Below are 23,653 nucleotides of genomic sequence, written 5' to 3' on the forward strand. Positions count from 1 at the left end.
CACCCGGCCCACGCCCCCGGCGCAGTCAACAAGCCGCGCGCACGCGGTGTTCCGCCAGATGGGCCAGGACCGCGTGGTTCGCCTCCCAGCCGTCCGGGAACTTCACCGTGACGCCGAGCTGGACCGGTTCCGTCGACGGGTGTTCGTCCAGGAGGTCCGCCACGCCCTCGCGGCAGACCACGATGCACGCGTGACGGTGGCGGGAGGCCAGGACGCAGAGGCGGCCCGTCTCCAGGTGGAACGCGGTGGCGTCCGGGCGGCCCGACAGGGGGTGCAGGACCACCGTCACGTCGAACTCGCGGCCCTGGAGGCGGTTCGCCGTGTCCACCGCGACCCCCGTCACGCCCAGCTCCGCCAGCGCGGCGCGCACCGCCGCGGCCTGGTCGCGGTGGGCCGTGCCGACCGCGACCCGGTCCGCCGTCACCGGGGCCGGGTCGGGGGAGCGCTCACTGACGGCGGCCCCGCCCCGGTCCAGCAGGCGGCGTACCACCAGGGCGACGGCGCGGACCGCCTCCGGGTCGGTGCGCGGGGTGTGCCGGGCCGGCAGTTCGAGGAGGCCCCAGCCCGACTCCGCCGCCTCGTCCAGCACCCGGTCCGCCGCCGACCCGTCCGACGCGACACCGAAGGACAGCCGCCGGTCGCCGTGGTCCGTGCCGCTGCGGAACGGGGTGTACGGGTAGAACGCGTCCGACACCAGCGGCGCGGCCGAGGCCGGGAGCCGCCAGGAGACCGGCAGCCGGTGCTGCGGCAGCTGCGGGTTGTGCGCGAGCAAGGTGCTCACCGCGCCCGCCGAGGGGTCGTAGCTCAGCCCCGCCCACTGGTCCGCGCCGACGATCGAGAACGGGTCCAGCTGGCCCGGGTCGCCCACGAACAGCGCCCGTTCGAAGAGCCCGGCCACGGCGAGCAGCGCGTCCGAGCGCATCTGGTACGCCTCGTCGACGATCGCGTGCCCCCACGGCTCCACGTTCTTCACATGGGCCCACTTCGCCGCCGTCGAGATGACGACGTCGAGGCCCGCCAGGTCCGCCGCCTTCGCGGACTTGCGCACGTTCTCCAGGCCGTCCAGCACCTTGTCGTACGGGTCGGGGTCGTTGCTGTGCAGCCGGCCCACCGGAAGCCCGGGCTCCTTCTCCGCGAGCCGCACCACCAGGTCGTCCACCTGCGCGTTCGTCTGCGCGACCACCATCAGCGGACGGCCCGCCGCGGCCAGCTCCAGCGCGGCGCGCACCACCAGCGTCGACTTGCCCGCGCCCGGCGGGGAGTCCACCACTACGCCCCGGGCCGTGCCCTTCAGAGTGTCGTCCAGAATCCTCGCGGTCGCCAGGCCCGCCGCCGCGCCCGGGTCGAATACGGCCGTCACAGCAGGTCCTCCGGGGTCACGGGGTCGGGCAGCTCGGCCGCTTCGAGGCCGCCCGGCGGGCCGCCGTGGGTCCACGGGGTCTCCTCGGCGTCCGGCAGCTGCGGCCCGCCGCGCTGGTCGTGCTCGAACAGGGTCCAGGCGATCCGGTCGCCCGGCTCCGGGACCGACCCCGGGGCGGGCTCCTTGCCGCGCCCCATCCGGTCGGTGATCCGCAGCACCAGCGAGGGCGCGCCGCCCTCCCCGTCCGCCGGGCCGTACCCGGCGAACTGGGCGGTCTGCGGCTTGCCGTCCAGCGAGCGGTAGACCTTCACCCCCTCGCTCAGCTGCGGCCGCTCGTCGGTGCGGACGGTGACCAGCGGGCGCGGCGAGGGCCGCTTCGACTCGCTGTACGCCATCTCCACCGCGCTCACCTCGCCGATGAAAGCCTCCCCGGCCAGCCGGCGGCCCGCCAGGACCAGCGGATCGTCCAGCGCCTCCTGCGCCTCCAGCTGCGCCTGCGCCGTCTCGCGGGCGGCCAGCTTGCGGGCGGCCGTCACCGCGTCGTCCCGGCGCGGCTGCGGCGGCTCACCGGAGCGGACCCGGTCGCGGTGGGCGGTGAACGACCAGCGGTCCCGGGTCCAGCGGTCCTCGGTCCTGGCCCCCTCGGGCAGCTCGCGCAGCAGGTCCAGGCCCCGCCACACCGCGTCCCAGGTCGGCCGGAGCACCCCGGCGAGCAGCGCCCTGATCTCGCGCTCGGCCCCGGTCAGCTCGGCGAGCCGGGCATCGGCCGCGAGCCCGTCCTCGGCCGCCGCCAGCGAGGCGCGCGCCCGGTCGTACTTCTCGATCGCCGGGGCCAGCAGCCGGTTGTCGAAATCGGGGTCGGTGGCCGGGCCGGCCGGCGGGCACAGCAGCTGCCCCGACGCGTCCCGGGCCAGCTCCGCGCGGAGCGCCGCCTCCGCGCCGGACTCGCCGGCGGGCGGGTCGATCCAGGCGAGCAGGGCCCCCAGGTGCTGGTCCTCCAGATTGGACTGGCCGGTCGCCCAGTGCCGGTTGAGGAGATCGGTGCAGGCGAGCAGGAGCGAGGAGCCGGGGACCCGGGCCCGCTCGCCGTAGTGCGTCAGCCAGCGCCCGAGCAAGGGGACCCGGGCGGGCGCCGGATACGGCGTGTCCGGGTCGTCCTCGGCGGTGCGCCGGAACCGCATGGAGCGGCCCAGCAGCCGGACGAACTCGACGCCCGCCCGGCTCGGCACGACGATCTGCGCCGCGTCCACGCACAGCTCGGTCTCGACCTTGACGCGCTTGCCGGTCGCCGGATCGGTCTCGCCCCGCTCCGCGGGCTCGACGACGTCCGCGTACGACTCGATGTGCGGCAGCACCGCCTCGGCCAGCTCGGCGAGGAACGCGAACCGCAGGTCCCGGTCGCGGGGCTGGGCCACGGCCAGCAGCCGGGGCGCCTCCCGGTCCGTGCCGACGAGCGCGCCGAGCGGGGCGCCCGCCTCGCCCGCCGTGGTCAGCGGCACCAGGACGAGCGGCCGGTCGGTCAGCCGGCGGTGGCGGACGGTGGCCGTCGGCCGGGCGCGGCCGCTCTCCACGGCCTCCAGCCGGGCCAGCGTGGTGATCAGTGACATGCGACGCGCCCCTCCAGTGCCTCGGCGCGCAGGGCCGCCGCGCGGCGCAGGGCGGCGACCGCGGGGTCAGCCGGGTCGCCCTCCTTGCCCGCGGCCGCGGCCAGCACCCCGGCGACCGTGGTCAGACCGCCCAGCTCGCCCCGCACCCCGCGGCCCAGCGCCTCCACGGCGCCCTCGGCGCGGGCCCGGGACCGGCAGTGGAAGGCCAGCTCGCAGGCGGACAGGCACTCCGGCGCATAGGCGGCGGCGACCGACTCGACGGCCGTCTCCAGGTCTTCGGGGGAGCGCTCCGGGTCGAAGGTGGCGCCCTCGGGGAGGGCCGCCGCGATCTCGTCGACGCGGGTGAGCCGGGTCAGCTGGCGGCGGGTGACGGCGCGCTGCTTGCGTACGTCCACGACGGAGGCGGCCGGCAGGTTCGAGAAGTCCTTCGGGCAGACCAGCAGCACCCGGTGGCCCACCCGGGCCCCGTCCGTGACCTCCGCGACCCGCTCCAGCGCCAGCACGTACACCGCGGACTGACGGGCCGCCGCACCCACCTTCGCGGCGTCCGCGGAACCGTCGACCATGGGGAACGACTTGATCTCGACGACCGTCCAGGTGCCGTCGGGGTGCACCACCACCGCGTCCGGCTCCAGATAGGCCGGGGAACCGGCCACCTCCAGGGCGAGCATCGGGTGGTCCAGCAGCGCCCAGCCGTCGGCCCCGGTCGCCTCCCGCAGCGCCAGCGCGGTGCGGGCCGCGCGGCCCTCGGGTCCGGCGGCGGCCAGATCGGGCGTCGCGACCTCGCGCGGCGGTTCACCGGAGCCGCCGAGCCGCTCGTGCAGCAGCCGCATCAGCTCCGTACCGCCGTCGGCCTTGACCCGGGCCTCGAAGGCGTTGCCCCGCATGAAGGCGAACTGGGACTGGCCGAAGGGGGCCGGTGAGCCCAGCGCCGAGGCGAGCGCGCCCTTGTCGACCCCGGCCCCGTCGAGCAGGGCGCGGCGCTTGCAGCCCGGGTTGGCGGCGAGGGCCGCGAGCGCGCGGGCGTCCAGCGGGCGCGGGGCGACCGCCGGGCCTCTCAGCTCAGCGAGCCGCCGTCGCAGGGTCCCCGTCGGGGGACCGTCCTGACCGGCCGGCGCCGTCGGCCCGGGCAGGCGGACCGGCCGCTGCTGCCGCGTCGGATGGTTCTGCGGAGGAGGTCCGCTGGCCGGGGATTCGCTCACCCGCCGAAGTCTTGCATCCGGCACTGACATCCGTGGCCGGTACGGACCCGGAGGTTCCGGAGAAGCGGGGCAGGACCGCCGCCTTGACCCGGTCTGCCAGGCGCATCACGGGCCGGGCCAGCAGGGCCCCGACGCCCATCACGGCGCAGCCGGCGACCGCGTCGAGCAGATAGTGGTTGGCGGTGCCCATCACGACGAACGTGGTGATCAGCGGGTACGCGATGCCCGCGGCGCGCAGCGCGGGGTGCTTGGCGTGGCGCCACAGCAGGATGCCGCACCACAGCGCCCAGCCGACGTGCAGGCTGGGCATCGCCGCGTACTGGTTGGTCATCCCGCCCATGCCGCGCGGCGCGCTCGCCTCCGTACCCCACCAGCCGTACGAGCTGTACTGCGCCATCGTGTCGACGAACCCGTGCTTCGCGTCCAGCAGCCTCGGCGGGCACGTCGGCATCAGCGTGAAGCCGATCAGTCCGAGCATGGTCGAGGTCATCAGCCAGGTGCGGGCCCTGCGGTACGCGGCCGAGTGGCGGCGGAACATCCAGATCAGCACGGCCGGGGTGACCACGTAGTGCAGGGAGGCGTACGCGAAGTCGGAGGGCACGCCTATGGAGGCGTGCGCGGTGAAGAGGCGGTTGAGCGGGTGCTCCGCGTTCAGGAAGAGGGCCTTCTCGACGCGCAGGATGCTCAGGCCGTGGTCCACGGCCGTGGACACGTCACCGCGTGCGAGGAGACGGCCGCCGGAGTACGCCGCGTACACCAGGGCCAGGAGCGGCAGCTCGGTCCACCAGCGGAGCCGGTGGCGCGGAGCGGGCGCGGTGGTGGCGTGCGGCATCCGGAACTTCTCCATCATGTCTTCATGCGGCCGACTGCGGGCGTACAACCGTACGGTGCGCGTCGGGCGCGTGTCCCCCGGGGGTGTGGTCGGCACCCCTCAGCTGTTCGGATTCATCTGTGGTCATTGGGACGCCGCCACGGCCCCCCGGGTTGCCTCATGGGCGGATACGGGATGATGGGAACAAGGTCTCAGATCCCGACATCCCAGGTCCCAGCTTTTCAGGGAGAACCCTTTTATGGCACCGCGCATCCTGCTCGCCCGGCACGGGCAGACGGAATGGTCCCTCAACGGCAGGCACACCGGCAGGACGGACATTCCGCTGCTCGACGCCGGGCGCGAGGGGGCGAAGCTCCTCGGCCGGCGGCTGCACAAGGGGCCGTGGGCGGAGCTGCGCGACCTGGAGGTCCGCACCAGCCCGCTCGTCCGCGCCTCCGAGACCTGCGAGCTCGCCGGCTTCGGCGACCGCGCGGAGGAGTGGGACACGCTGATGGAGTGGGACTACGGGGCGTACGAGGGGATGACCCCGGCCGAGATCAAGGCCGGCCGGCCGGACTGGTTCATCTGGCGCGACGGTGTGCCGGAGGGCGAGAGCACCGCCGAGGTGTCGGCCAGGGCCGACGAGATCGTGGAGTGGGCCCGCTCGGCCGACCGCGACGTCCTGGTCTTCGCCCACGGCCACATCCTGCGGGCGCTCGGCGCGCGCTGGATGGGCGAGGACGTCGCCTTCGGCGCGCGGATCTGGCTGGCGCCGACGTCGCTGTCGGTCCTGGGCTGGACGTATGGATCGCCGGCGATCCACCACTGGAACGACACGGGGCACCTTGAGGGGTGAACCCTTCCAGCCCGTCCGGCGTGCCTGGCGGGGCCGGTGCGGGGGTGAATCCCAGCCCGTCCGGCGCTTGAGGACGGAAGCGTTGCGCACGGGGTGCGGTGCCCTCTTCCGGGCCCCCGGCCGGAGGGCCGATCGGTGTGGCCCGGACCGGGGCGCGGGGTTCCGTCCTCAAACGCCGGACGGGCTGGGGTGGCTGGGCTGAGGGGTGCGTCCTCGGGCATCGGGCGGGCCGGGGTCGGCGCGGTCCAGGAAGTCGCGGACCTCCCGGGACGCGCCCGTCCGGGGCCCCAGGACCGCGACGGAGTCCATCAGCATCGCGCGGATGCGGGAGGACTGGACGTCGTCCAGCAGGTCCAGGACCGCGTGGCCGGCCGACGCCGCCTCCTCGGGGCGGCCCCCGCGGGCCAGGTCCCAGGTCAGCTCGGCGCGGTACAGCGCGAGGTTGCGGGTGAAGTGGGGGTCCTGGAGCCGGACCGCCCGGTCCGCGTGGCGCGCGGCGCGGGACCACTCGCCGAGGGCCGCCCAGCACTGGGCCTCCAGCATCTCCAGCTCCGCCTCGCGGAAGAAGCTCATCCACTCGGGGTCCGCCCCCGACGGCCCCCGCGAGAACGCGGTGTGCGCCCGGCCGAGCGCCCGCTCACAGCCCGTACGGTCCCCGAGCCCCGCCCGGCCCCCCGCTTCCCGGAGCGCGAGCAGCGCCCGCAGCCGGGGCGAGCCCAGCGGCTGCGCGGCGCGCAGGCCCGCCTCCGCCGCCCGCACGGCCTCGCGCGGCCGCCCCGTGTCGCGGGCCAGGAACGACGCGTTGCAGAACGCGTGCGCCTCCAGCGCCGGGTCCCCGGCCACCCGCGCCGTGGCCAGCGCCTCCGCGTAGTGCGAGCGTGCGTCCTCGAAGCGGCCCGAGTCATGGGCCAGCCACCCCACCGAGAGGGCCAGTTCACCGGCGCCCGAGTGCAGCCGGTCCGCCGTGGCGCCCCGGCTCGCGGTCCCGGCGTCGAGCAGGGCGTACGCCGCCTTCAGCGGTTGCGAGGCGCGCCGGTAGAGCCAGTCGCCGCCGTGCCGGTCGTCCAGCAGCCGGATCTGCCGCACGGCCCTTTCGACGGCGCTCACCTCCGTCTCGCCGACCCGGCGTTGCAGGGGCAGGGAGGCGGCCGGGCCGCCGAGGCCCAGCCCCAGGGAGACGGACGCCACCGCGGTGGTGCCGCTCGTCATGAACACGCGACGCAGCACGTCGCTCTCCTCGTCGGTGTGGCTGCCGGGCTCCAGCGGCGGGGCAGTCGGGGGTTGCGGGGCGTCCGCCGCGGGCCTGGCCGCCCGCCCGCGTACGGAGGCGCGGGGCGAGAATCCCAGGTCCTCCAGGGCCGTCCCGGGGAACATGTGCAGGAAGACCCGCTCGTACGCGTAGTTGGGACAGCGGATCTCGCCGGACTCCACGCGTCCGATGTACCGGGCGTCGCAGGCGACCTGCTCGCCGATCTCGCGAGCGGACCTGCGGACCGCGGCAGCGAACTCCCCGGCGGAGCGCGGACCGCGCAGCCGTCGGAAGGCGAGGTTGGGAACTGCCCCTGTCGACACCATGGCGTGGCCCTCTCGGTGCGAGCCGGGCGTTGTTTCCGGTGTCCCGGCGGAGCAAGAACGTACCTGCTGTGACGGTACGCACACGCAGCGTTTCCGGATGAAGCGGGCATCTCGGTCGTGATCCGCCATGAACTGCCACCCTTTGCGGCGGTGTCGCACCGTAGCCCTTGACGCCGTCGGGGCGTTGGTCCCTACGGAGACGGAGTGCGGCTCCGCCCGGCGATGAGAGGAGAGGTCCCTTGTTGCACACCGACATGGCGACCGGCGGTACGGCGTCCGCCGACGAACCCTGTGATCTCGTGACCGTGCCCGCCCGGCAGGGCCTGGAAGCCGTCGACATCCTGCGCCGGGGCGCCGCGCAGGACGTCGTGGGCCCCGTCATCCACGACGGCACCTGCGACACCCTCGGGTTCCTGGTGCCGCCGGGCACCGCGCAGGGCTGGGACGTACCGGGCAGCGCCTGTACGCGGACCGACGGCCGGGGGCTGCGCATTCCCGCCGAGCCGCCGGTCTCCGGCAGCGGCTGGCTGCTGCCGCCCGCCGCGGACACGCCCGTCACCGACCCGGCCGTGCTGCGCGACGCGCTCGACCAGGCGGCCCGGCTGATCGAGGCCGCCGACAACTGCCGCTGAGCCGGACCACACCCGCCGCACCGATAATGGCCGTACGGCGGGCCGCGCGGATCGGCCCGTCCCGTACAAGGTGAGCAGTGGGCAGGGGCGAGAAGCAGTGGCACGTCGAGGAGCGTCCGGCGACCGCAAGGGGCGCGCGGGCCGCGCGGCCCCGGACAGCAACGTCTCCGAGCCCGTGGACGGCGGCCTCGCCGAGCTGGTGCCCGACCGGGAGCGCCGCCGTGCCTGGACGCTGACGATCGACGGGGCCCCGCAGTCCCACGTCGACCTCGACGACCCGGCACACCTCTCCTTCGAGTACCAGCGCCGCATCGGGCACATCGCCGACCTCGCCGCCCCCGCCGGGCAGCCGCTGCACGTGGTGCACCTGGGCGGCGGGGCCTTCACACTCGCCCGGTACATCGCCGCCACCCGGCCCCGGTCCACCCAGCAGGTCATCGAGGTGGACGCGGCCCTCGTGCAGCTGGTGCGCCGCGAACTGCCGCTGGACCCGCAGGCCAGGATCAGGGTCAGGTCCACCGACGCCCGCGCGGGGCTCGGGAAGATCCAGGACGGCTGGGCCGATCTCGTCATCGCGGACGTCTTCAGCGGGGCCCGCACCCCGGCGCACCTGACCACCACCGAGTTCCTCGCCGAGGTGCGCCGGGTCCTGAAGCCCGGCGGGACGTACGTCGCCAACCTCGCGGACGGGCCGCCGCTGGCCCATCTGCGCGGCCAGATCGCCACCGCCGCCACGGTCTTCCCCGAACTCGCCCTCGCCGCCGACCCAACCGTGTGGCGGGGCCGCCGCTTCGGCAACGCGGTCCTGCTGGCCTCCGACACGGCGCCCGGGATAGCGCAGCTCACCCGCCGGGTCGCGACCGACCCGCACCCCGGACGCGTCGAACACGGCCGGGCCCTCGCGGACTTCACCGGCGGCGCGGCCCCCGTGCACGACGCGGACGCCCGCCCGTCACCGCCGCCGCCCCCGAACGCGTTCCGCTGAACCGGGCGCCACGGGTTACGAGTTGACGATGTCCACCTGGGGCGCGTGGTCGTTCCAGGTGCAGAAGACGGAGACCGTCGTGCCGTCGTCCCGGGCGAAGTTCACCCGTATCCAGGTCGTGTTGGACCACACCTGCATCGACCAGCCCGGCTCCGGGGTCGCGGACACCAGGTCGGCGGAGTCCTTCCGCATCTCGAAGACGACCCGGCCGCCGGCCGTCGCGTAACTGCGCGCCTGCCCGGCCGGGGCGGTGGTCCCGGACGCCGGACGCGGGGTGTTGGGCGCCGGGGTGCGGGACGGCGACGGCGTACGGGACGGTGTCGCGGACGGCTTCGGGGTGGTGGCCCGGGGCTTCGGACGGGGGGAGGCCGGCGGGGCGGGGCGGTGCGTCGAGGACACCAGGCTCTCCGTCGACGGCGCCGAGATCGGCACCGCGCGCGGCGGGTCGTACACCGTGCCGGCCAGCACGGAGTGCACACCCCACCACGACACCGTGACCGCCGCGCCGGTGGCGAGCGACCACGCCAGCGCGTGTACGAGACCTCGTTGCATCATCAACATCCTGCACCACGAACCCGGTGGACATGACACCCGGGCAGGTCCGATGGCGTACGGTGCCGCCCATGCCCAGTGTGCTCGTGGTCGAGGACGACCAGTTCGTACGTTCCGCCCTCATCCGGCACCTGACGGAGGCCGGTCACACCGTACGGAGTGTCGGCACCGCTCTGGAAGCGCTGCGCGAAGTCGCCCACTTCCGTTTCGACGTGGTCATCCTCGATCTCGGACTGCCCGATCTCGACGGGTCCGAGGCGCTGAAGATGCTGCGCGGCATCACCGACGTGCCCGTCATCATCGCGACCGCCCGCGACGACGAGAGCGAGATCGTCCGGCTGCTCAACGACGGCGCCGACGACTACCTCACCAAGCCGTTCTCCGTGGAGCACCTCTCGGCCCGGATGGCCGCCGTACTCCGCCGGGCCAGGGCCGCCGGCGGCGAGGCACCGCCGTCGCGCGTCATCCAGGTCGGCGGGCTCTCCATAGACCCGCTGCGCCGGCAGGCCGAACTCGACGGCGCCGCGCTCGACCTCACCCGCCGCGAGTTCGACCTGCTGACCTTCCTGGCCGGGCGGCCCGGCGTCGTCGTCCCCCGCAAGGAGCTCCTCGCCGAGGTCTGGCAGCAGTCCTACGGCGACGACCAGACCATCGACGTCCACCTCTCGTGGCTGCGCCGCAAGCTCGGCGAGACCGCGGCCCGGCCCCGCTACCTGCACACCCTGCGCGGCGTCGGCGTGAAGCTCCAGCCCCCGGCCCCGGAGCAGCCGGCATGAGATGGGCGCTGGTCAAGGTGTGCCTGGCCGTCACCGCGATGGTCGTGGTCGCGTTCGCGGTGCCGCTGGGGCTCGTCGTCAAGGAGATGGCCCGCGACCGCGCGTTCTCCGACGCGGAGCGCCAGGCCGCGACGATCGGCCCGACCCTCTCCATCACCACGGACCGGGCCCAGCTCGAAAAGGCCGTCCTCACCACCGAACCGGGCGCCGCCGGCCGGATGGCCGTCCACATCCCGGCCACCGGCGAGCCCGACGGCGTGGAGGTGGACATCGGCCACGGGCACGCCACCCGCGAGGAGCTGGAGACCGTACGGGTGTCGGGCCGCGCCGCCATCACCGAGGTCACCGGCGGCTCGGTGCTGCTCCAGCCCACCGCGGTGGGGCCCGAGGGCATCGCCGTCGTCGAGGTGTTCGTACCCCAGGAGGCGGTCTCGCACGGGGTCACCACCGCCTGGCTGATGCTGGCGGGCGTCGGCGTCGCGCTCATCGTCGGCTCGGTCGCCGTGGCCGACCGGCTGGGCGTCCGCATGGTCGAGCCCGCCCGTCGCCTCGCGGGCGCCGCGCACGACCTGGGGGAGGGGCGGCTCGGCACCCGCGTCCCGGAGGAGGGGCCGGACGAACTGCGTTCCGCGGCCGTCGCGTTCAACTCCATGGCCGACCAGGTCGTCCAGCTCCTCGCCAACGAGCGCGAGCTGGCCGCCGACCTCTCGCACCGGCTGCGCACCCCGCTCACCGTCCTCAGGCTGAACGCCGCCTCCCTCGGCGAGGGGCCCGCGGCCGAGCAGACCCGGGCGGCCGTCGAACAGCTGGAGCGCGAGGTCGACACGATCATCCGGACCGCCCGCGAGCAGCGCCCGCCGACCCAGCCGGGCGGCCCGGGCGCGGGCTGCGACGCCTCCGAGGTGATCCGCGAGCGCATGGACTTCTGGTCCGCGCTGGCCGAGGACGAGGGCCGCGAGGTGCGCCTCGCCGGGGTGGACCGCACGGTACGCATCCCGGTCGCCCGGCCCGAACTGGCGGCCGCGCTCGACGCGTTGCTGGGCAACGTCTTCCGGCACACCCCGGAGGGCACCGCCTTCGCGGTCGACGTGCACCACAGCGGTGACGCGGTGATCGTGCTGGTCTCGGACGCGGGCGGCGGCATCGCGGACCCGAAGGCGGCCCTGGCACGCGGCGGCGCCCGGGACGCGGTGGGCTCGACCGGGCTGGGGCTCGACATCGTGCGCCGGGTCGCCGAGTCCACCGGCGGGGATGTGCGCATCGGCCGCTCGGTGCTGGGCGGCACGGAGGTCCGGGTCTGGATCGGGCTCGACGGACAGCGTCCGCCAGGGGGCGGACGGGGCCACCGGGTGGGCCGCCAACGGCGTCGCCGCAGCGTGGGACGCGCGAACCTTTAGCGCGGCCGATGCGCTCCTTAAGCCAACCCTAAGAACATCAACTCCGGTCCGGAGTGCCCCGTTTGCCCGTTCCGCAGCCGCTAGCGTGCTCCCGCATCCCCACTTCCGTATGACGAGGCAGGAACGCGATGGGCACCAGCACGCACCGGCGCACGATGGGCACGAGGACCAAGGTGATCGGCTCGGTCGTCGCCGCGGCCGTGATCGGCGGGACGGTGTTCGCCCTCACCGGCACGGCCCAGGCGTCGGCGGTCGGCGCCGCTTACACCCGTACCAGCGGCTGGACCGGCGGGTACACCGGGCAGTACGTCGTCACCAACGACACGGGTGCCGCGAAGAGCGACTGGAAGCTCGAGTTCGACCTCCCGGCGGGCACGAGGCTCAGCTCGCTGTGGAACGGCGAGCACACCGTCAGCGGCAGCCACGTCACCGTCCGCCCCGCGAGCTGGAACAAGCAGCTCGCCGCCGGGCAAACCGTCACCGTCGGCTTCGTCGCCGCCTCCGACGGCACGGCCGCCGACCCCACCGGCTGCCTCATCGACGGCGCGAAGTGCTCCGTGGACCCCGGCGCGACCCCCGAACCCAGCGGCCGCCCCACCGAGTCCGCGACCCCGACCCCCACGGCCACCCCCACCGACAAGCCCACGGACAAGCCCACCGAAACGGCGACCCCGACGCCGACCCCCACCCCCACGAAGACCGACGACGGCGGTGGCACCGCGAGCGGCGCCCGCTTCGCCCCGTACGTGGACACCTCGCTCTACCCCGCGTACGACCTGGTCGACACCGCGAACAAGACCGGGGTCAAGCAGTTCAACCTCGCCTTCATCACCTCCGGCGGCAGCTGCGCCCCGCTCTGGGGCGGGGTCACCGGCCTCGGTGACGACCACGTCGCCTCCCAGATCGGCGCCCTGCGCGCGGCCGGCGGCGACGTCCGGGTCTCCTTCGGCGGTGCCGCCGGCTCCGAACTGGCCCTGCGCTGCTCCTCGGCCGCCGACCTCGCCGCCGCGTACGGCAAGGTCGTCGACACGTACAAGCTGACCAAGGTCGACTTCGACATCGAGGGCGGCGCGCTCCCCGACACCGCCGCCAACACCCGCCGCTCGCAGGCCATCGCGCAGCTCCAGAAGTCGCACCCCGGCCTGGACGTGTCGTTCACCCTGCCGGTGATGCCCGAGGGCCTGACCCAGCCCGGCGTCGACCTGATCGCCGACGCGAAGAAGAACGGCGTGGACGTCGGCGCGGTCAACATCATGGCGATGGACTACGGCGCCTCCTACAGCGGCGACATGGGCACGTACGCCGTCCAGGCGGCCACCGCGACCCAGGCCCAGATCAAGGGCGTGCTGGGCCTCTCCGACGCCGAGGCGTGGAAGACCGTCGCCGTCACCCCGATGATCGGCGTGAACGACGTCAGCACCGAGATCTTCAAGGTCGATGACGCCACCCAGCTGGCGGCCTTCGCCAAGGAGAAGGGCCTCGCCTGGCTCGCGATGTGGTCGGGCACCCGGGACAAGGAGTGCGCCGGCGGCGCGAAGCCCACCGCCGACGCCTCGTGCAGCTCCATCACGCAGGAACCGCTCGCCTTCACCAAGGCGTTCGGCGCCTACAAGTAGGACTGGCACGCAGGATCGGCCCACAGGACCAGCCCACAGGACCAGCCCACAGGACCAACCCCCCTCCGCGCGCCCCGGCCGGGCCCCCTTCCCCCCACCCCTGGCCGGGGCGCGCGCCCCTTTCCCGGTCTGCCGCGCGCTACCCCCGCGCCCGGTTCACCGCCGACAGCACCGCCGCCACCGAAGCGGCCACGCCCGAGGCGTCGCGGCCCGCGCCCCAGCGCTCCTCGCCGTCCACCCGGCAGCGCGCGTACGCGGTCGCCGTCCCGGTCCCGTCCGGCCCCTGCTCCACCAGGTCCAGGACGGCCCCCTCCACCCCGGCCGCCGCCAGCGCGTCCGCGAACGCCGTGACCGGGCCGGTGCCCGTCCCCTCGTAGTCGCCCTCCCGCTCGTCCACCCGCAGGGTGCAGACGAAGCGGTGCTCACCGGCCGGGCCGGTCTGCGCCGACCAGGAGGTGAGCGCCACCCCGCCGTCCCGCCCGGGTACCAGGTACGCCGCCTCGAACAGGTTCCACAGGTCCTTCCCGGTGGCCTCCAGACCGCTGTCGTCCGTCGCCTCCTGGACGGTACGGGAGAACTCCGCCCGCATCCCGGCCGGCAGGTCGACGCCGTGGCCGGTGCGCAGCAGATGGGCGATGCCGCCCTTGCCCGACTGCGAGTTGACCCGGATGACCGCCTCGTACGTACGCCCCACGTCCGCCGGGTCGATCGGCAGGTACGGCACCTCCCACAGCTCCGACAGGCTGTCCGCGCGGCGGGCGAAGCCCTTGCTGATGGCGTCCTGGTGGGTGCCGGAGAACGCGGTGTACACCAGGTCCCCGCCGTACGGGTGGCGCGGCGGCACCGGCAGCCGGTTGCAGTGCTCGACCGTGCGGCGGATCTCGTCGATGTCCGAGAAGTCGATCATCGGGTCGACGCCCTGGGCGTGCAGGTTGAGCGCCAGGTTGACCAGGTCGACGTTGCCGGTGCGCTCCCCGTTGCCGAACAGGCAGCCCTCCACCCGCTGGGCGCCCGCCAGCACCGCCAGCTCCGCGCAGGCCACGCCCGTGCCCCGGTCGTTGTGCGGGTGCACGGAGAGGATCACCGAGTCCCGCCGGGCCAGGTTGCGGTGCATGTACTCGATCTGGTCGGCGTAGACGTTGGGCGTGGCGATCTCCACCGTGGCCGGCAGGTTGTGGACGACCGGCCGGTCCGGCGAGGCGTCCCACAGCTCGGTCAGGCTGTCGCAGATCTCCAGGACGTAGTCCGGCTCGGTCAGGTTGAAGACCTCGGGCGAGAACTGGAACCGGATGTCCGCGCCGGGCCTGGCCCGCGCCAGCCGGTCCATCTGCCGGGCTGCGTCCAGGACCACGCCGTGCACCTCGGCCCGGTCGCGGCCCAGGACCACCTCGCGCCAGACGGGGGCGGTCGCGATGTAGAGGTGGACGACGACCCGGTCCAGGCCCGCCACCGACTCGAAGGTCCGCTCGATCAGGTCGGCCTTGGCGGGGGTGAAGACGACCACGGTGACGTCGTCGGGGACGGCCCCGCTCGTCGCCAGGTGGCGTACGAAGTCGAAGTCGGTGCGGCTCGCGGACGGGTAGCCGACCTCGATCTCCTTGAAGCCCATCGCGACCAGCAGGTCGAACATCCGCCGCTTGCGCGGGGTGTCCATCGGTTCCGCCAGCGCCTGGTTGCCGTCCCGCAGGTCCACCGGGACCCACAGCGGGGGCCGTTCGATACGGGCCTGCGGCCAGCTCCGCGCGGTCAGCGGGATCGCGACGCGGTCGTACGCGGAGCGGTAGCGGTGCGAGGGCATGGAGCTGGAGCGCTGGGGGTTCCAGCGGGGCGCGGCCTCGGGGACCGGGCCGCGGGGGGTGCAGATGGTGGGGAAGCCGTGCATGGGGGACGGGGCGTCGGACGTGGCCGCGGACATGAACTCGGGCATGAACGGTGTCTCTTCTCGCATCGCCGGATGCGACCGGCACAGCACGGCACCCCGCGGCGGGGTGCCGATCGCTTCAGGCCCCGCCGCGGCAGCCGAGAAGGAGGAGACCGCGGTTCGTCATGGGCGGTACAGTAACCAGAACGCAACCCCTCAGACAACCTGACAGGTGAACGACGTGTCCCCGCCCGGCCCGCTCCGCCCCAGCCCCCTCGTCGAACAGGCGACCAGCCATCTGCGGACGCGGATCACCGAGGGGCACTGGCCGGTCGGCACGAAGCTCCCGGGCGAGACGACCCTTGCCCGCGAACTGGGAGTCGGCCGCTCCACGGTCCGCGAGGCGGTCCGCACACTCGCCACGCTCGGCCTCCTCCGCTCCCGCCAGGGCGCCGGCGTCTTCGTCGTCGCCGACCACGTCACCGAGGAATGGCCGGTACGGCTGCGCCGGGCGTCGGTCACCGACGTCTACGAGGTCCGCATGCTCATCGAGGTCCAGGCCGCCCGCCTCGCCGCCCGCCGCCGCACCGACGAGGACCTGACCGCCCTGGACGCGGCGCTCACCGCCCGGCTCGCGGCCGGCGCGGGCATCGACGACGCGGACTTCGTGGACGCGGACATCGCCGTGCACCGGGCGGTCGTGGCCGCCGCGCACAACCCGGTCCTCAGCGACCTCTTCGCCGAGTTCGTCCCGGCCCTGCGCCAGGGGCTCATCGACCTCGTGGACCTGCTCGGGCTGCGCCGCGAGGACCCCCAGCACGGGCAAGCGGGCCACCGCGCCCTGGTCACGGCGGTGGTGGCGGGCGACGCGGACGCGGCGGCGCGCGCGGCGCAGGAGGAACTGGAGGGCACGCTGGCCCGGCTGCGCGCGGCCTGATGCCCGTCGTCCGACGCCCTAGGAGCCCCCGGAGGCCCGCCACTCCCGCGCGTACTCGTCGAAGACGACCCGCAGATGGTGGCCGATCTTCAGGTAGTCCAGGTCGTCGAGGTTGGCCAGCGAGACCCGGACGGACCACTGCGGGCCGTCGAAACCGCCGCCGTTCAGCAGCACCACGGACGTCTGCTCGGCCAGCCGGAACAGCGGATCGACGGGCTCGTAGTTGGCCTCCAGATAGTCGGCGAACTCCTTGCCCAGAGTGCGTTCCGCCTCCGCCAGCAGGTCCAGCTCGATGTAGTACGCGGCCCGCTTCGGGTCCTCGGAGATCTTCATGTGCGCGCCTTCGAGAAGCAGTTGGAGGCGCTGCCGCACGATGGCGCGGATGCGGGCCTTGTACTGCTGGCCCTCGTCCAGCATGTCGAAGAGCGAGAACAACGCCATCATCACCTGCTGCGGCAGCGACAGACCCGCCGTGTGGTTGAGCGCCACCTGCCGGGAGTCCGCGACCAGCCGGTCGATGAACCGCATCCGCTCCGGCTCCAGGGAGAGCGACCCGTACCGCTTGTCCAGCCGTGCCTTCTCCTCGGCACTCTGCGCGGCCAGCAGGTCGTCGACGACGTTGTCGTCGTGCAGCCCGATGACCCCGAGCCGCCAGCCGGTGGCGCCGTAGTGCTTGGAGTACGAGTACACGAGCAGCGCGTTGCGCGGGAGTTCCGCGGCGAGCGAGCGGAAGCCCTCGACGAAGGTCCCGTACACGTCGTCCGTGACGATGATCAGGTCAGGGTTCCGCTCGGCCACGATCTCCGCGATCTGCTCGGCGACCCGCGTGGAGAGGGCGAGGGAGGGCGGGTTGCTCGGATTCACGCAGCACACCATCCGCACCGAGGGGTCGGCCAGCTTGGCGATCTCCTCCGGCGGGTAGCGCCACTGCCGCACCCCGGTCTCGGTGAACAGGTTCGCCTCGACATGTACGACGTCGAAGCCGTACGTGTCCAGCTCGGGGATCTCCAGGTACGGCGTGAACACCGGGACCATCAGGGCGATCCGGTCGCCCCGGTGCAGGATGCCGTTCTTCAGCAGAGAGTCGAAGATGTAGCACATCGCGGCGGTGCCGCCCTCGGTCGCGAAGAGGCTCAGGTGCTGCCCCTCCGGCGGCCGGTGGTCGAACATCTCGTCCGTCACGTAGCCGCGTACGATCTGCTCGACGTGCGGCAGAATGCGCCCCGGCACGGGGTAGTTGTCCCCGATCGAGGAGTCCGCCAGCTCGTGCACGAAGGCGTCGGGCGTGAAACCGAACCGCTTGACGGCCAGGTCGACGCACGCCTTCAGCAGCTCGATACCGGGCAGCCCCGGATTCGTACGCGTGAAGCGGGCGAAGCGCTCGGCGCAGCCGGGCTCCTCGGGCATCCCGCCCAGGTTGTCGGCGGTCCAGACCCGGCGGGACTCCTCGATCGCGAAGTAGCCGAGCGCGTGGTACGCCTCGCGGGGGCCGGTCGCGACCCAGTTCGGGTTGCCGCGGCCCGCGTTCAGCATGACGCGGGTGGTCTTCCCCTTCTGGCCGGGCTTGTCGCTCTGTTCGGCCTGGGCGATGCTGATGAACTTGTCCTTCAGCTCGAACGGGCTGAGCTGCGCGTACGAGCGGATCTCCGTGCGGCTGAGGGCGTCCTCGGTCATGGCTGGGCTCCCGCGGATCAGTGGTCGAGGAGGGCGGTGGCGGTGGCGGGCGGGCCGGTCATCCGGAACCGAGGACGCCGACGAGGACGGGGCCGGTGAGGGGCAGCAGGAAGTTGGAGAGCGCGTACGTGATCGTGTAACCGAGCAGCGGTACGGAGCTCTGCGCCACCTGGGTGATGGAGGTGATCGCGGGGGTCGAGCACTGCTGGCCCGCGATGGCGCCGATCAGCAGCGGCTTCTCGATGCGGAGCAGCTTCAGGCCGACGACCAGGGAGATGGTGGCCGGGACGAGCACCATGGCGATCCCGGCGAACGGCAGCAGCGCGCCGTACTCCTTCAGCAGCGGCCAGGCCTGCGGCCCGGCGGTCAGACCGGTGCAGGCGATGAAGACGGCCAGGCCCAGGTCCTTCAGCGTGTTGGCGGCCTGCGGCGGGAACGCCCCGAAGGTCTGCCGGCGGCAGCGGAACCAGCCGAAGAGCAGCCCCGAGACCAGGCAGCCGCCGCCGGTGCCGAGCGACATCGGGATGTCGCCGAACCGGACCACTACCTGGCCGAGCAGCGAGCCCGCCACGATGCCGAACCCCAGGTAGATGAAGTCCGTCGCGTCGTTCTTCACGACCGCGCCGATCTTCGCCACCAGCTTGTTCAGGCCCGCCCGCGCACCGACCAACGTGAGTACGTCGCCGCGCTGCACCGTGGTCTCGGCTGAGGCGGGCAGATGCTGGTCGTTGCGGAGCACGTCGGTGATGTACACCCCGTCCTTCAGGAACTCGGGGTGGTCCCGCTCCAGCCGGGCGATGGTCGAGCCGGCCGTCGCCTTCTCGGTCACCGCGACCTGCCGGGTCGCCAGCGGGGCGTCGAGGCCGGGCACCGAGGGCGTCTCGGGGCCGATCTCGCGGCCCGCCTCGATGATCCAGGAGCGCCGGCCGACCAACTGGACCAGGTCGCTCAGGATCAGCTCCAGGTCGGGGGAGGGGGTGAGCAGCTTGCTGCCGCGCTTGACGCCCTCGACGGTGACCCTGCCCGCCCGTACGGCCTTCAGCTCGCCGATCCTGAGGCCGTCGGCCAGCGTCACCAGATAGGTGCGGCCGACGGTGCCCGGCAGCGCCTCCCGCTCGTCGTCCTCCAGGCCGCGGGCGCCGCCGCGCATCTTCTCCCAGAGCTCGCGGGAGGCGTCCGCCAGGTTGATGCGCGTCAGCATCGGCATGATCTGGCTGGTGTACAGCACGATGGTGACCAGGCCGAAGAGGTAGCAGACGGTGTACGCGGTGGCGACGTGGCCCTGGTACTGGGTGACCTGGCCGGACGTCAGCCCGTCGAGCTTGCCGATGGCCTCGGTGGCCGTACCGACCACGGCGGATTCCGTCGCGGCGCCGGCCAGGATGCCGGACGCGGTTCCCACGTCGAGGTCGAACGCCTTGGCCAGCCCGAAGGCGATGCCGAGCACGCAGACCAGCTCGATCAGGCAGAGCGCGAGGAAGCGGAGGCTGCGCCGGTTGAGGTTGGCGAAGAACTGCGGCCCGGCGAGATAGCCGAGCGAGAAGATGAACAGCGCGAAGAACACCGTCTTGACGTCGTCGTCGACGGTGACGTGCCGGGTGCCGATCAGCAGCGAGACGATCAGCGTTCCGCAGATGCCGCCGAGCGTGATGGGGCCGACGCGGAGCTTCCCCACGAGATAGCCGAGGGCGAGGCAGAGGAAGAGAGCGAGCTCGGAATGGTCCCGGATCACACCCATCCGCTCAACGCCCCGAACCAGCGAAACCGACATTTGGCCACATAGCCGAAAGCTAACAGCGCCTGTCTTTTCCGGCACGTCCACGCAGCCCGGGCGCTCACCGGCCGCCGGTGGGGGCCCCGTTCCCGCCCGCCGGCTTCGGCCGGCCCCGTCCCGACTTCGGGCAAAGAACGCGCGACTCCGCATCCGCGCCCCCTCCGCGCCGTACCCCGTTCACTTCCCGGCGGGGCCCCTGAGGCCGCGCCGGGCTGTTGCCGGACCGTTCCGAAAAACCGGCACCACGGCTGGTTTCCCGTCGGGGTCCGGCCAAGATCCAACCCCAACCCGCCCCCCACCTGCGGGAATTCAAAACCCCGCCTCCCGCCGCAACGCGGCGAACCGCTTTGGCAAGCCCTCGGCCGGACACGGTCTCGTGACTTGCAGGACACGCTCGCGCAACGGAAGCGTCTTCAACTCTTGACACCCACCCCCCGCAGGCAGCAATCTTCCGACATCGACGCATGGGAGCGCTCCCACATCACGCGGGATTTTCCCGGGTGAACGGCACTGCCCGTGTCCTCCCCCCAAACCCATCCGGCACCCGCACTCACCAGCGCGTATGCCACGCAGTGAGCCAGTCCCACCCTGGAACAAGGAGTAGTGGAATGCGTATCACCCGCACCGTCGCCGGCCGGAGCCGCAGAGTCGCGGTCCTGGCCACCACGGGCCTGACCGCTTCGGCGCTGCTGCTGACCGGCTGCAGCAGTGACGACTCCGACTCGAACGAGTCCTCCGACGCGAACGGGAAGATCACGCTGACCGTCGCCGACTTCGGCCAGTTCGGCTACAAGGAAGCCGGTCTCTTCGCCAAGTACCACGAGCTGCACCCGAACATCACGGTGAAGGAAGACACCACCGCGGATGAGAAGGTCTACTACCCCAAGCTGCTCCAGCAGCTGAACTCGGGCAGTGGCCTCGCCGACGTCCAGGGCCTCGAGGTCGGGCGCATCAAGGAGCTCGTCGACACCAAGGCGGACCAGTTCGCCGACCTGAGCAAGGTCATCGACGTCAACGAGTTCGTGTCGTGGAAGGAGAAGCAGGCCACCACGGCCGACGGAAAGGTGATCGGCGCGGGTACCGACATCGGCCCGATGTCGCTCTGCTACAACACCGAGCTGTTCAAGAAGGCCGGTCTGCCGACCGACCGCAAGGAGGTCGCCGCCAAGATCTCCGGCGGCTGGGAGGACTACCTCAAGCTCGGTGAGGAGTACAAGAAGAAGGCCCCCGCGGGCACGTACTTCATGGACTCCGCCAGCGCCATGTTCAACGCCGTCGTCAGCTCCAACGCGAAGCAGTACTACGACGAGAGCGGCAAGGCGATCTACAAGGACAGCCCCAGCGTCCAGCAGGGCTGGAACCTCGCGGCCGAGGCCGCGGACAAGAAGCTGACCCAGGGCCTCGCCCAGTTCAGCGACCCGTGGAAGGCCGCGCTGCGCAAGAGCACGATGGCCACCGTGGTCTGCCCCGCCTGGATGGCCGGCCAGATCTCCGTGAACGCCGGTGACGCCAACAAGGGCAAGTGGGACATCACCACCGCCCCCGGCACCTCCGCGGCCAACTGGGGCGGTTCCTTCCTCGGTGTCCCGAAGGCCGGCAAGAACGTCGACGAGGCCACCAAGCTCGTCAAGTGGCTGACCGCCCCCGAGCAGCAGGCCGCCGTCTTCAAGGCGATCGGTTCCTTCCCGTCCAACAAGGGCGCGTACGAGCTGCCCGACGTGAAGACCGCGAAGCTGCCGTACTTCAACGACGCCCCGATCGGCCAGCTCTACGCCGACGAGGCCAAGTCCATCCCCGAGACGATCCTCGGCCCGAAGGACGCGTCCATCAAGGACACCATCTCCACCCAGATCAACAACATGGAGCAGCGCGGCACCAAGCCGGACGACGCGTGGGAGGCCGCCACCAAGGCCATCGACAAGGTGATCGGCTGACGTTCGCCGGGGCGCGTCCGGCCTGATCCGCCGGACGCGCCCGGCGCGGGCGGCCCTCCGCGGGCCGCCCGCACCTGCGTGTTCCTGAGGGGTGCGACGCGACGGCCCGGTCGGCCCCCGCCCCGTACCCGGGTAACTCAAGCAATCCAGGGAAGGACTCCCGCTCGTGGCCACCTCGACTCCCACCCGGGACGCATACGCGCCGCCACCCCGCGGCTCCCAGCACAAACCGGCGGACACCCGCCGGCAGATGTGGCGGAGCCGGCTCTGGCGGTTCGACGACAAGGCGTCGCCGTTCGCCTACATAGCCCCGTTCTTCCTCGTCTTCGGCGCGTTCGGGCTCTACCCGCTGATCTACACCGGCTGGATCGCCCTGCACCGGGTCGAGATGACCGGCATGAACCAGATGGAATGGGTCGGCTGGGAGAACTTCGACAAGATCCTCCACGACTCCGAGTTCTGGACGGCCGTCAGCAACACCTTCCTCATCGGTGTCATGTCGACGGTCCCGCAGCTGCTCGTCGCGCTCGGCCTGGCCCATCTGCTCAACTACAAGCTGCGCGCCAGCACCTTCTGGCGCACGGTGATCCTCACCCCGTACGCCACCTCGGTGGCCTCCGCGGCCCTCGTCTTCGCCCTGGTCTTCCGGGCCGACGGCGGCCTGCTGAACTGGGCGCTGCACTTCGTCGGCCTCGGCGACACCAACTGGGCCAACGGCCACTGGACGTCCAAGATCGCCATCTCGGTCATCGTGATCTGGCGCTGGACCGGCTACAACACCCTGATCTACCTGGCCGCGATGCAGGCGGTGCCGTCCGACCTGTACGAGGCGGCCTCGCTGGACGGCGCCTCGCGCTGGCAGCAGTTCCGCAAGGTGACCATCCCCTCGCTGCGGCCCACGATCCTCTTCACGATCGTCATCTCGACCATCGGCTCCATGCAGCTGTTCGGTGAGCCCCTGCTGCTGGAGGGCGGCACTCTCGGCGCGACCGGCGGCAACGAGAATCAGTACGAGACCCTCAGCGTCTACCTCTACAACTACGGCTGGAACCTCGGGCATCTCGGTCCGGCCGCCGCAGTGGCCTGGGCGATGCTCGCCCTCCTGCTGATCATCGCCGCGGTCAACTGGCTCATCGGCCGCTTCGTACGCAAATCCGCGGTCTGACCGGGAGCGAATTCCAATGACCATGACCAGCCCCACCAAAGTTCCGGAGCCCGTTCTCCCGGCGCGTTCCGCCCACCGCGCGCCGAAGCGTGCCAGCCGCTTCAAGCCCGGTGCCGGGCAGCAGCTGAAGGGCGGCCCGTTCGCCTACATCGCGCTGGCCGTCGTCGGCATCGGTTCGCTGCTGCCGCTGTACTGGACCCTCGTGGCCGCGTCCCACACCCAGGACGAGGTGCTGGCCAGCACCCCGCCGTTCCTGCCCGGGGACCGCCTCTTCCACAACCTCGACGCCGCCTGGACCCAGGCACACCTGGGCAAGGCGATCGTCAACAGCGTCATCGTGGCCGGCTGCATCACGGCGGCGACGCTCTTCTTCTGCACGCTGGCCGGCTACGCCTTCGCCAAGATGCGCTTCCGCGGACGCAACGTCCTGATGACCGGGGTCATCCTGACCCTGACCATCCCGCCGCAGCTCAGCGTCGTCCCGCTGTTCATGATGATGGCCGACCTCGGCTGGGGCGGGAACCTGGAGTCGGTGATCTTCCCGACCCTGGTCAGCGCCTTCGGCGTGTTCTTCATGCGCCAGTACCTGAGCGAGGCGCTGCCGTACGAGCTGATCGAGGCCGCCAAGATCGACGGCGCGAACAACTTCCGCATCGTGCTGAGCGTGGTGCTGCCGGTGGCCCGCCCCGCGATGATGGTGCTCGGCATGCTCACCTTCGTCCAGGCGTGGAACGACTTCTTCTGGCCCTACCTCGCCCTGAACCAGCAGAACCCCACCCTTCAGGTGGCCCTCGGCCAGCTCAGCGCCTCGTACACCCCCGACACCAGCATCGTGATGGCCGGCGCGCTGATCAGCACCCTGCCGCTGCTCGCGGTGTTCGTGGTCTTCGGCAAGCAGATCGTCGGCGGGATCATGTCCGGCGCCGTCAAGGGCTGACG

The 23,653-nt window shown here is 72.6% G+C and carries 19 protein-coding genes; 10 read left to right on the forward strand and 9 right to left on the reverse strand.

The annotated features are described in order from the left end of the window. Positions 1-25: 25 nt before the first annotated feature. The 4 genes from BLW14_RS20760 to BLW14_RS20775 are packed head-to-tail and all read right to left on the reverse strand — an operon-like array spanning position 26 to position 5,001. On the reverse strand, positions 26-1,360 hold the full coding sequence (locus tag BLW14_RS20760; protein WP_093708719.1) for an AAA domain-containing protein: 1,335 nt from the start codon (positions 1,358-1,360) through the stop codon (positions 26-28). Then, the gene (locus BLW14_RS20765) at positions 1,357-2,967 is read right to left on the reverse strand and encodes a hypothetical protein (protein ID WP_093708720.1); all 1,611 of its coding nucleotides are present in this window, start codon (positions 2,965-2,967) and stop codon (positions 1,357-1,359) included. The genes BLW14_RS20760 and BLW14_RS20765 overlap by 4 nt, the downstream gene beginning before the upstream one ends. After that, positions 2,958-4,100: a hypothetical protein gene (locus BLW14_RS20770; RefSeq protein WP_256333015.1), complete on the reverse strand. Its 1,143-nt coding sequence runs from the start codon at positions 4,098-4,100 to the stop codon at positions 2,958-2,960. The genes BLW14_RS20765 and BLW14_RS20770 overlap by 10 nt, the downstream gene beginning before the upstream one ends. Next, positions 4,030-5,001, reverse strand: coding sequence for a phosphatase PAP2 family protein (locus BLW14_RS20775; protein ID WP_177154231.1), 972 nt, complete (start codon positions 4,999-5,001; stop codon positions 4,030-4,032). The genes BLW14_RS20770 and BLW14_RS20775 overlap by 71 nt, the downstream gene beginning before the upstream one ends. 238 nt (positions 5,002-5,239) lie before the next feature. Here BLW14_RS20775 and BLW14_RS20780 point away from each other — a divergent pair, with 238 nt between their 5' ends. Beyond that, the gene (locus BLW14_RS20780; protein ID WP_093708722.1) at positions 5,240-5,836 is read left to right on the forward strand and encodes a histidine phosphatase family protein; all 597 of its coding nucleotides are present in this window, start codon (positions 5,240-5,242) and stop codon (positions 5,834-5,836) included. 168 nt (positions 5,837-6,004) lie between these two features. On the opposite strand, the gene BLW14_RS20785 is transcribed toward BLW14_RS20780, so the two are convergent. Continuing rightward, positions 6,005-7,411: an NsdA family TPR-like regulatory protein gene (locus BLW14_RS20785; protein WP_093708723.1), complete on the reverse strand. Its 1,407-nt coding sequence runs from the start codon at positions 7,409-7,411 to the stop codon at positions 6,005-6,007. Positions 7,412-7,665: 254 nt separating this feature from the next. On the opposite strand from BLW14_RS20785, the gene BLW14_RS20790 reads away from it, so the two are divergent. Together BLW14_RS20790 and BLW14_RS20795 are read left to right on the forward strand one after the other, a co-directional pair. Beyond that, on the forward strand, positions 7,666-8,043 hold the full coding sequence (locus BLW14_RS20790) for a hypothetical protein (protein WP_093710801.1): 378 nt from the start codon (positions 7,666-7,668) through the stop codon (positions 8,041-8,043). Positions 8,044-8,140: 97 nt separating this feature from the next. Then, the gene (locus BLW14_RS20795) at positions 8,141-9,028 is read left to right on the forward strand and encodes a spermidine synthase (RefSeq protein WP_371128083.1); all 888 of its coding nucleotides are present in this window, start codon (positions 8,141-8,143) and stop codon (positions 9,026-9,028) included. A gap of 15 nt (positions 9,029-9,043) precedes the next feature. Here BLW14_RS20795 and BLW14_RS20800 read toward each other — a convergent pair whose 3' ends face one another. Beyond that, a complete protein-coding gene (locus BLW14_RS20800) occupies positions 9,044-9,583 on the reverse strand; it encodes a hypothetical protein (RefSeq protein WP_093708724.1) in 540 nt (179 codons plus the stop codon). Positions 9,584-9,651: 68 nt separating this feature from the next. On the opposite strand from BLW14_RS20800, the gene BLW14_RS20805 reads away from it, so the two are divergent. The 3 genes from BLW14_RS20805 (at position 9,652) to BLW14_RS20815 (ending at position 13,369) form a co-directional block, all read left to right on the forward strand. Next, the gene (locus BLW14_RS20805; RefSeq protein ID WP_177154042.1) at positions 9,652-10,356 is read left to right on the forward strand and encodes a response regulator transcription factor; all 705 of its coding nucleotides are present in this window, start codon (positions 9,652-9,654) and stop codon (positions 10,354-10,356) included. Continuing rightward, on the forward strand, positions 10,353-11,753 hold the full coding sequence (locus BLW14_RS20810; RefSeq protein WP_093708725.1) for a HAMP domain-containing sensor histidine kinase: 1,401 nt from the start codon (positions 10,353-10,355) through the stop codon (positions 11,751-11,753). The genes BLW14_RS20805 and BLW14_RS20810 overlap by 4 nt, the downstream gene beginning before the upstream one ends. A 128-nt stretch (positions 11,754-11,881) precedes the next feature. Then, a complete protein-coding gene (locus BLW14_RS20815) occupies positions 11,882-13,369 on the forward strand; it encodes a glycoside hydrolase family 18 protein (RefSeq protein WP_093708726.1) in 1,488 nt (495 codons plus the stop codon). Positions 13,370-13,508: 139 nt separating this feature from the next. On the opposite strand, the gene BLW14_RS20820 is transcribed toward BLW14_RS20815, so the two are convergent. Then, on the reverse strand, positions 13,509-15,296 hold the full coding sequence (locus BLW14_RS20820; protein WP_093708727.1) for a 2-isopropylmalate synthase: 1,788 nt from the start codon (positions 15,294-15,296) through the stop codon (positions 13,509-13,511). Positions 15,297-15,471: 175 nt separating this feature from the next. Between BLW14_RS20820 and BLW14_RS20825 the strand changes: the two genes are divergently transcribed. Then, the gene (locus BLW14_RS20825; RefSeq protein ID WP_177154232.1) at positions 15,472-16,167 is read left to right on the forward strand and encodes a FadR/GntR family transcriptional regulator; all 696 of its coding nucleotides are present in this window, start codon (positions 15,472-15,474) and stop codon (positions 16,165-16,167) included. A gap of 18 nt (positions 16,168-16,185) precedes the next feature. Here BLW14_RS20825 and BLW14_RS20830 read toward each other — a convergent pair whose 3' ends face one another. Beyond that, positions 16,186-17,841: a bifunctional aspartate transaminase/aspartate 4-decarboxylase gene (locus tag BLW14_RS20830; protein WP_093708729.1), complete on the reverse strand. Its 1,656-nt coding sequence runs from the start codon at positions 17,839-17,841 to the stop codon at positions 16,186-16,188. A gap of 58 nt (positions 17,842-17,899) precedes the next feature. Next, positions 17,900-19,579, reverse strand: a complete 1,680-nt coding sequence (gene aspT, locus BLW14_RS20835; RefSeq protein WP_093708730.1) for an aspartate-alanine antiporter — start codon at positions 19,577-19,579, stop codon at positions 17,900-17,902. A 644-nt stretch (positions 19,580-20,223) separates the two neighbouring features. On the opposite strand from aspT, the gene BLW14_RS20840 reads away from it, so the two are divergent. The 3 genes from BLW14_RS20840 to BLW14_RS20850 all read left to right on the forward strand — a co-directional run bounded on the left by BLW14_RS20840 (position 20,224) and on the right by BLW14_RS20850 (position 23,651). Further along, a complete protein-coding gene (locus BLW14_RS20840) occupies positions 20,224-21,549 on the forward strand; it encodes an ABC transporter substrate-binding protein (RefSeq protein WP_093708731.1) in 1,326 nt (441 codons plus the stop codon). 166 nt (positions 21,550-21,715) lie between these two features. After that, positions 21,716-22,714 (forward strand): carbohydrate ABC transporter permease, encoded by a 999-nt coding sequence (locus BLW14_RS20845; protein WP_093708732.1) that lies wholly within the window; start codon positions 21,716-21,718, stop codon positions 22,712-22,714. Between the two features lie 16 nt (positions 22,715-22,730). Beyond that, positions 22,731-23,651, forward strand: a complete 921-nt coding sequence (locus tag BLW14_RS20850) for a carbohydrate ABC transporter permease (protein ID WP_093708733.1) — start codon at positions 22,731-22,733, stop codon at positions 23,649-23,651. Positions 23,652-23,653 lie beyond the last annotated feature (2 nt).

Origin of the sequence: Streptomyces sp. 2131.1, from assembly GCF_900105515.1 — a bacterium.
Taxonomy (GTDB): Bacteria; Actinomycetota; Actinomycetes; order Streptomycetales; family Streptomycetaceae; genus Streptomyces; species Streptomyces drozdowiczii.